Raw genomic sequence first — 6093 nt, forward strand, 5'->3', positions numbered from 1 at the left:
TTGTACTTCGTAGGGGGCCAGCTGCTCATGCCTTCCCAGCTATCATGCTGGATTCATGCAGTGAATCCCCCAACCGACTGGTGCAACATGGCCAATTTTAAGATGTATTCAAGTGATTGGGGATTTATTTGTTTTCTCTTTTCTTTCTGCGGGAGGTTCGAAATGCGGCCTCTCTTTTACTGGTAATACCAAGGCGTGGGTTGCAAGGTGCAGCCGAATTGAGATCGACATGCCTTGATGTCAGCCTGCGCTGGCTCAATTGCGCGCAGAGCAGAGCCGCCATGCAGCACTGGTCGTCGCCAATCGCAGCTGTTATGATAGGCTCCAGCAACCAATTGCCGCAGTCACAAGGAAGATCCTGTGCGAGATCTGAAGATCCCGGAGCAGCGCCACCCGGAAAAGGCGCATCGTCCCGACAACGCTCAGCCCAAGAAACCAAGCTGGATTCGCGTGAAAGCGCCGGGGGGCAAGGGCTATGCCGAGACCCACAAGATCATGCGTGAAAACAACCTGGTCACCGTCTGCGAAGAGGCGGGTTGCCCCAATGTCGGCGAATGCTGGAGCCAGGGCCACGCCACGATGATGATCATGGGCGAGGTCTGCACCCGCGCCTGCTCCTTCTGCAATATCGCGACTGGCAAGCCGCCCGAGGAGCTGGACGCCTTTGAGCCGGGGCGGGTGGCCCATGCGGTTGCCAAGCTTGGGCTGAACCATGTGGTGATTACCTCGGTGGATCGCGACGATGTCGAGGATGGCGGCGCCGCGCATTTTGCGCAGACCATTCGCGCCGTGCGTCATCGCTCGCCCAGCACCACGATCGAAATCCTGACGCCTGATTTCCTGCGCTGCGACGCCAGCGCCCTGGAAACCGTGGTCGAGGCCAAGCCAGATGTGTTCAACCACAATCTTGAAACCGTGCCGGGGCTTTACCCGGAGGTGCGGGCGGGCGCGCGCTATTTCCATTCCCTGCGTCTGTTGCAGCGGGTTAAGGAGCTGGATCCCAGCATCTTTACCAAATCGGGCATTATGGTGGGCCTCGGCGAAGACGCGATGGCCGTGAAGCAGGTGATGGATGACATGCGCGCCGCGGATGTGGATTTCCTCACCATCGGCCAGTATTTGCAGCCGACCCCGAAACACCATGCGGTGGATCGTTTCGTCACCCCTGAGGAATTCGCCAGCTACGAGAAATCCGCCTATGGCAAGGGCTTCCTGATGGTTTCTGCCACGCCTCTGACGCGCTCTTCCTATCACGCCGGGGATGACTTTGCGCGCTTGCGGGCGGCACGAAACGCCAAGCTCGGCCTTGCATGACACCCGAGCGGCACGCCCGGCTGGTCGCGCTGCGGCATGAGTTGCACAGCGCCCCCGAGCTCTCGAGGGCGGAACATGCTACGGCTGCCCGGATCGCCAAGGTTCTGCGCGATCTTGGGGCTGACCGCGTTTTGACCGGGCTTGGTGGCACCGGGGTTGCGGCTGTGTTCGATGGCCGCGCAGCTGGGCCGGTGCTCGGCATTCGCTGCGAGCTGGATGCCTTGCCGATCCCCGAGGAAAACCAGATCAGCTATGTCTCGCAAGTGCCTGGACATGGGCATCTTTGCGGGCATGACGGTCATATGGCGATGGTGCTTGGCGTGGCGATGGATCTGGCCGATCGACGCCCGGCGCGCGGTCGGGTTGTGTTGATTTTCCAATCTGCTGAGGAGACCGGCGAAGGCGCTATCGCCTTTCGCGCGGCACCTGACTTTGCCGGGATCGCGCCGGATATGGTGCTCGCGCTGCACAATCTGCCGGGGCTTTCGCGTGGCCATGTGGAACTGCCAACACAGGCGGCCAATTGCGCCTCGCGCGGCGCGCGCATCCGATTAACCGGGCGCACGGCGCATGCAGCCGCGCCGCAGGACGGGCTGTCGCCCGCAAGAGTGCTGGCCGAGCTGATGACCGAGTTGGCGGCCCTTGGTCCCGGCGGCGATCTGCGTGAGGATTACGCGCTAACCACCGTCACACACGCAACTTTAGGCGCGCCAACCTTCGGGGTTTCTCCCGGCGTGGCGGAGCTTTGGGTGACGTTGCGCACGGTGAGCGATCACCGCATGCAAACGCTGATGGCAGCGCTGACCGAGCGTGTCGCATCGCGGGCCGTGGCTGCGGGGCTGGCGCAGGAGATCAGCTATCACGATGTCTTTGAGGCCTGCACCAATGGGCATGAGGCGGTTGCGCTGCTTGAGGAGGCTTGCCGCAGTGGTGATGTCCCGCTGCGCCTGACAGAGAGCCCGCAGGCGTTTTCCGAGGATTTTGGCCAGTTTGGCAAATCGGCGCAAAGCGCGATGTTTTGGCTTGGCGCGGGCGAGGATCATCCCCGCCTGCACAACCCGGATTATGACTTTCCCGATGAGCTGATCCCGGTCGGAACCGGGATCTTTACCCGGGCCATCCACGCCAAGCTGGGCTGAGCCCTAGTCGAGCAGCGCGTCCACCACCGCGACAGCGCCAACAATGGCAAGCGTATTCTTAACCACTTCAAGGATTTGCCCGTCTTTCCTCACATAGCGATGGCCGGCAGGGGGCGGCGTCAGGCCCCATTGGCGATAGTCGGTGACATCCTGCCAGTCGCCCTTGAGATAGTCGTCATGGGCATGGCGTTTCTTGACTTGTCCCGGCGCGAATTGAGCGGCGCTGTTCTTGTGTCCCGGTGCCCATTTGGGCGGCTGGGAGAGGGCGGCCATCGGGGCGAGGGTGATGGTGGTGGCCAGAAAGCCACCAAGCAGTTTCGACATGGTCATGATGCATCTCCTTGGATCTGCGGATCTGCATCTGCATGCGCCATTCCGGCGCAGGGCGCAAATGCACTGCGCCGGTTCTTGCCGGGCAAACAAAGCAAATCGGCGGTGGAATGCTGATCTTGGCCTGCTGTTAACCGGTTTCGGTAAAGCGCACCTTGCCGATATGCGGCAGGTTTCGGTTGCGCTGGCCATAGTCGATGCCATAGCCCACAACAAATTCATCCGGGATTTCAAAGCCGATCCAATCGGCGCGGAAATCGACCTCGCGACGGGAGGGCTTGTCCAGCAGGGCGATGGATTTGAGCCGCGCGGGCTTGCGGCTCTTGAGCAGCGAGATCACATGGTTCAGCGTATGGCCGGTGTCTACGATATCCTCGACCACGAGCACGTCACGCCCTTCAATAGCGCCGCGCAAGTCTTTGAGAATACGGACCTCTCGGCTGCTTTCCATACCGTCGCCATAGGAGGAGGCCTCCAGGAAATCGACCTCGATGGGCAGGTCCAGCTCGCGCACCAGATCGGCGATGAAGACAAAGCTGCCGCGCAGAAGGCCGACGACCACCAGCTTGTCGGTGCCCTCGAATTCGGCGGTGATATCCCCGCAGAGTTCCTCGATCCGCGCCGCGATGGCCTTGGCCGAGATCATTACATCAATGACATATGGTCGCTCTGACATGCTTGCCCCCTTGAATTTCACGCGCGTTCATAGGACACCACGCGCCAGCTGTACAGAAGACGAAGATTGCCCCATGCCAACCCATTCGGAAACCCGACAGATGCCTTACACCGCACAGCAGATGTATGATCTGGTGGCGAATGTGGCTGACTACCCGAAATTTCTGCCCTGGTGCGCCGCCGCGCGCATTCGCAGTCGCACCCCCGAGGGCGCGGCAGAGCGTATGGAAGCGGATCTGGTGATTTCTTTCAAAGTGTTCCGGGAACGCTTCGGCAGCCGGGTGCTGCTCTATCCCGGTGACAAGAGGATCGACACCGAATATCTCGATGGGCCGTTTCGCTATATGAAGTCGAACTGGGCTTTTGCCGACCGCGAGGATGGTGGCTGCGACGTGTCGTTCTTTGTCGATTTTGAATTCAAGAACGCTGTGTTGCAGGGGATCATTGGCGTCGTGTTCAACGAGGCCATGCAGCGGATTGTGCGGGCCTTTGAGCGCCGCGCGGCGGAGCTCTATGGCTGAGCATATCAGGCTCTAACAAGGGCATTTGGGTCGAAATCAGGCCGTTGTGGCCTCCAGAGCCCGCAGGATCATGCGCAGCGCGTGGTCACGGCTGGCAAGGCGCACCTGGTCGCGCCCAAGGGGGCCGAAATCGACCTGCTCGGTCCGGGTGGTCTTGCCCTTTTGTGCCAGTCCAAAACACACGCGCCCCTCGGGTTTGAACTCAGACCCGCCGGGGCCGGCGATGCCGGTGACAGAGATCGCAAGGACGACGTTTGCGGTCTGCTGCGCCCCTTCGGCCATCTCCTGTGCGGTTTGCTCGCTGACGGCGCCATATGTATCGAGGGTCTCGGCGCGCACGCCGAGCATCTGCATCTTGGCGGCATTGGAATAGGTGACATAGCCCCGGTCCACCACGGCGGAGGAGCCGGGAATATCGGTGAGCGCCGCGGCAATCATACCGCCGGTACAGCTCTCGGCGGTGGCGATGGTAATGTTCTGCGCTTTAGCCATGTCGATTAAGGCACTGACATCAATGCTCATAACCCCATCACCCCATGTGCCAGCCCGGCCAGAAGGATGACGCCGACTGCGGCCATAAGCCCGGCGATAACATCGTCGATCATCACGCCAAAGGGGCCTTTTTTTCGGTCCGCCCAGCCAACCGGGCCGGGTTTCCAGATGTCAAACAGGCGGAACAGCAAGAAGCCCGCCACCCAACCGGGCCAGAGCGCGGTGATCGTGATGCCATGCAGCCAGGCGGGCAGCGAGATCGCCCAAAGCGCCAGCATCTGACCGGCGAGCTCGTCCAGGACAAATTCCGATGGATCCAAGTTCGCCTGGCCGCGGGTCATCTCTGCCGCGGCCCAAAGACCGAGGGGAATCGCGAGAAGCGTCACAAGCGCCAGCAGCGGAAAGCCGCCAAGCTGATGCAGCGCATAGGTCAGCGGCAGCGCCAGGAGCGAGCCCCAGGTGCCGGGGGCAGGGCGTAAATAACCGGTTCCACAACAGGTTCCGAGGAGTTTTGCAAGTGTCATAGGCGTATCAATGTTGCGGTGGCCAGCGCCGCAATCCCCTCGCCACGGCCTGTAAAGCCGAGCCGTTCTGATGTGGTTGCTTTGATCGAAATACGGTCGCGCTCCAGTCCGGTGATCTCGGCCATCCTGTCGCGCATGGCCTCGGCATGGGGGCCGACCTTGGGATATTCGCAGACCAGCGTGCAGTCGATATTGCCGATGGTGAAGCCTTTGGAGTGGGCCAGCTCGACCGCGTGGCGCAGGAAAATCGCCGAGGCCGCGCCCTTCCATTGCGGATCAGAGGGCGGGAAGTGGCGGCCGATATCGCCCTCCGCCATCGCCCCATAAAGCGCATCCGTCACCGCATGCATGCCCACATCGGCATCCGAATGCCCTTGCAAGCTGCGATCATGGGGCACCTCTATGCCGCAGAGGGTCACGTGATCGCCGGGGCCAAAACGGTGCACGTCGTAGCCATTGCCCAATCTGATATCCATGGGACTCCTCAAGATGGTTTCGGCGCGAAGAAAATCCTCGGGCCGGGTGATTTTGATATTGTTGACGTCGCCCTGGGTGATCTGAACCGGCAGGCCGGCCTTGCGCGCAACCTCCACATCGTCTGCCGCCGTGCCGGTGAGGGCAAGATGCGCCGCAAGGATTGCGTCAAAATGAAACGCCTGAGGGGTCTGGGCGGCAAAGAGCGCGCTGCGATCCTGGGTGCCGGTGACCTGACCGTCAGCGCCGGTCCAGAGCGCATCGGTCACCGCCAGTCCGGGGGCGGCGGCGGGGCCATGGTCCAGTGCGGCGCAGACGTCGTGAATGATCTGCGGGCTCACGCAGGGGCGGGCGGCGTCGTGAATCAGCACCCGGCTGACGTCATGTCCCTGCAAGGCCAAGAGCCCATTGCGAACAGAGGCAGAGCGATCCGCCCCGCCTTCGGCAAGAATAAGGTCGGGATGGCTGACCAGGGTCGCTGTCGCGGCGGTATCGAGCGGGTCGCGCACCACGGCGATCAGATCCAATCCGGCAGTCCGAAAGGCGGCAATCGTCCAGTCAATCACCGTTTTCCCCGCCAGTGGCCGCCATTGTTTGGCCATGCCTCCGCCCGCGCGGGTGCCT

The 6093-nt window shown here is 61.8% G+C and carries 8 protein-coding genes; 3 read left to right on the forward strand and 5 right to left on the reverse strand.

All coding sequences use genetic code 11. The features are described from left to right. Positions 1-360 precede the first annotated feature (360 nt). On the forward strand, positions 361-1314 hold the full coding sequence (gene lipA / locus HCZ87_RS19115) for a lipoyl synthase (RefSeq protein ID WP_167646453.1): 954 nt from the start codon (positions 361-363) through the stop codon (positions 1312-1314). Further along, positions 1311-2453, forward strand: coding sequence for an amidohydrolase (locus HCZ87_RS19120; RefSeq protein WP_167646455.1), 1143 nt, complete (start codon positions 1311-1313; stop codon positions 2451-2453). The genes lipA and HCZ87_RS19120 overlap by 4 nt, the downstream gene beginning before the upstream one ends. Before the next feature lie 3 nt (positions 2454-2456). Here HCZ87_RS19120 and HCZ87_RS19125 read toward each other — a convergent pair whose 3' ends face one another. Beyond that, positions 2457-2783: an RcnB family protein gene (locus HCZ87_RS19125; RefSeq protein WP_167646457.1), complete on the reverse strand. Its 327-nt coding sequence runs from the start codon at positions 2781-2783 to the stop codon at positions 2457-2459. 130 nt (positions 2784-2913) lie between these two features. Then, positions 2914-3459 (reverse strand): hypoxanthine phosphoribosyltransferase, encoded by a 546-nt coding sequence (hpt, locus tag HCZ87_RS19130; protein WP_167646459.1) that lies wholly within the window; start codon positions 3457-3459, stop codon positions 2914-2916. 73 nt (positions 3460-3532) lie between these two features. Between hpt and HCZ87_RS19135 the strand changes: the two genes are divergently transcribed. Beyond that, positions 3533-3979: a type II toxin-antitoxin system RatA family toxin gene (locus HCZ87_RS19135; RefSeq protein ID WP_167646461.1), complete on the forward strand. Its 447-nt coding sequence runs from the start codon at positions 3533-3535 to the stop codon at positions 3977-3979. Between the two features lie 36 nt (positions 3980-4015). On the opposite strand, the gene HCZ87_RS19140 is transcribed toward HCZ87_RS19135, so the two are convergent. The 3 genes from HCZ87_RS19140 to ispF form a co-directional block, all read right to left on the reverse strand. Further along, complete coding sequence (locus HCZ87_RS19140) at positions 4016-4495, reverse strand: CinA family protein (RefSeq protein WP_167646467.1); 480 nt, start codon at positions 4493-4495, stop codon at positions 4016-4018. 2 nt (positions 4496-4497) lie between these two features. Beyond that, positions 4498-4995 (reverse strand): phosphatidylglycerophosphatase A, encoded by a 498-nt coding sequence (locus tag HCZ87_RS19145; RefSeq protein WP_167646463.1) that lies wholly within the window; start codon positions 4993-4995, stop codon positions 4498-4500. Continuing rightward, on the reverse strand, positions 4992-6093 hold a 1102-nt coding region (ispF, locus tag HCZ87_RS19150; protein ID WP_167646465.1), incomplete at its 5' end, for a 2-C-methyl-D-erythritol 2,4-cyclodiphosphate synthase. The genes ispF and HCZ87_RS19145, both read right to left, overlap by 4 nt.

Origin of the sequence: Phaeobacter sp. HF9A (assembly GCF_011806385.1) — a bacterium.
Taxonomy (GTDB): Bacteria; Pseudomonadota; Alphaproteobacteria; order Rhodobacterales; family Rhodobacteraceae; genus Epibacterium.

What these genes read in the sequence shown, in the direction of transcription:
- HCZ87_RS19135 (WP_167646461.1), top strand. Translation starts at nt 3,533, where the DNA reads ATGCCAACCCATTCGGAAACCCGACAGATGCCTTACACCGCACAGCAG.
- hpt (WP_167646459.1), bottom strand. Translation starts at nt 3,459, where the DNA reads ATGTCAGAGCGACCATATGTCATTGATGTAATGATCTCGGCCAAGGCC.
- HCZ87_RS19120 (WP_167646455.1), top strand. Translation starts at nt 1,311, where the DNA reads ATGACACCCGAGCGGCACGCCCGGCTGGTCGCGCTGCGGCATGAGTTG.
- HCZ87_RS19145 (WP_167646463.1), bottom strand. Translation starts at nt 4,995, where the DNA reads ATGACACTTGCAAAACTCCTCGGAACCTGTTGTGGAACCGGTTATTTA.
- HCZ87_RS19125 (WP_167646457.1), bottom strand. Translation starts at nt 2,783, where the DNA reads ATGACCATGTCGAAACTGCTTGGTGGCTTTCTGGCCACCACCATCACC.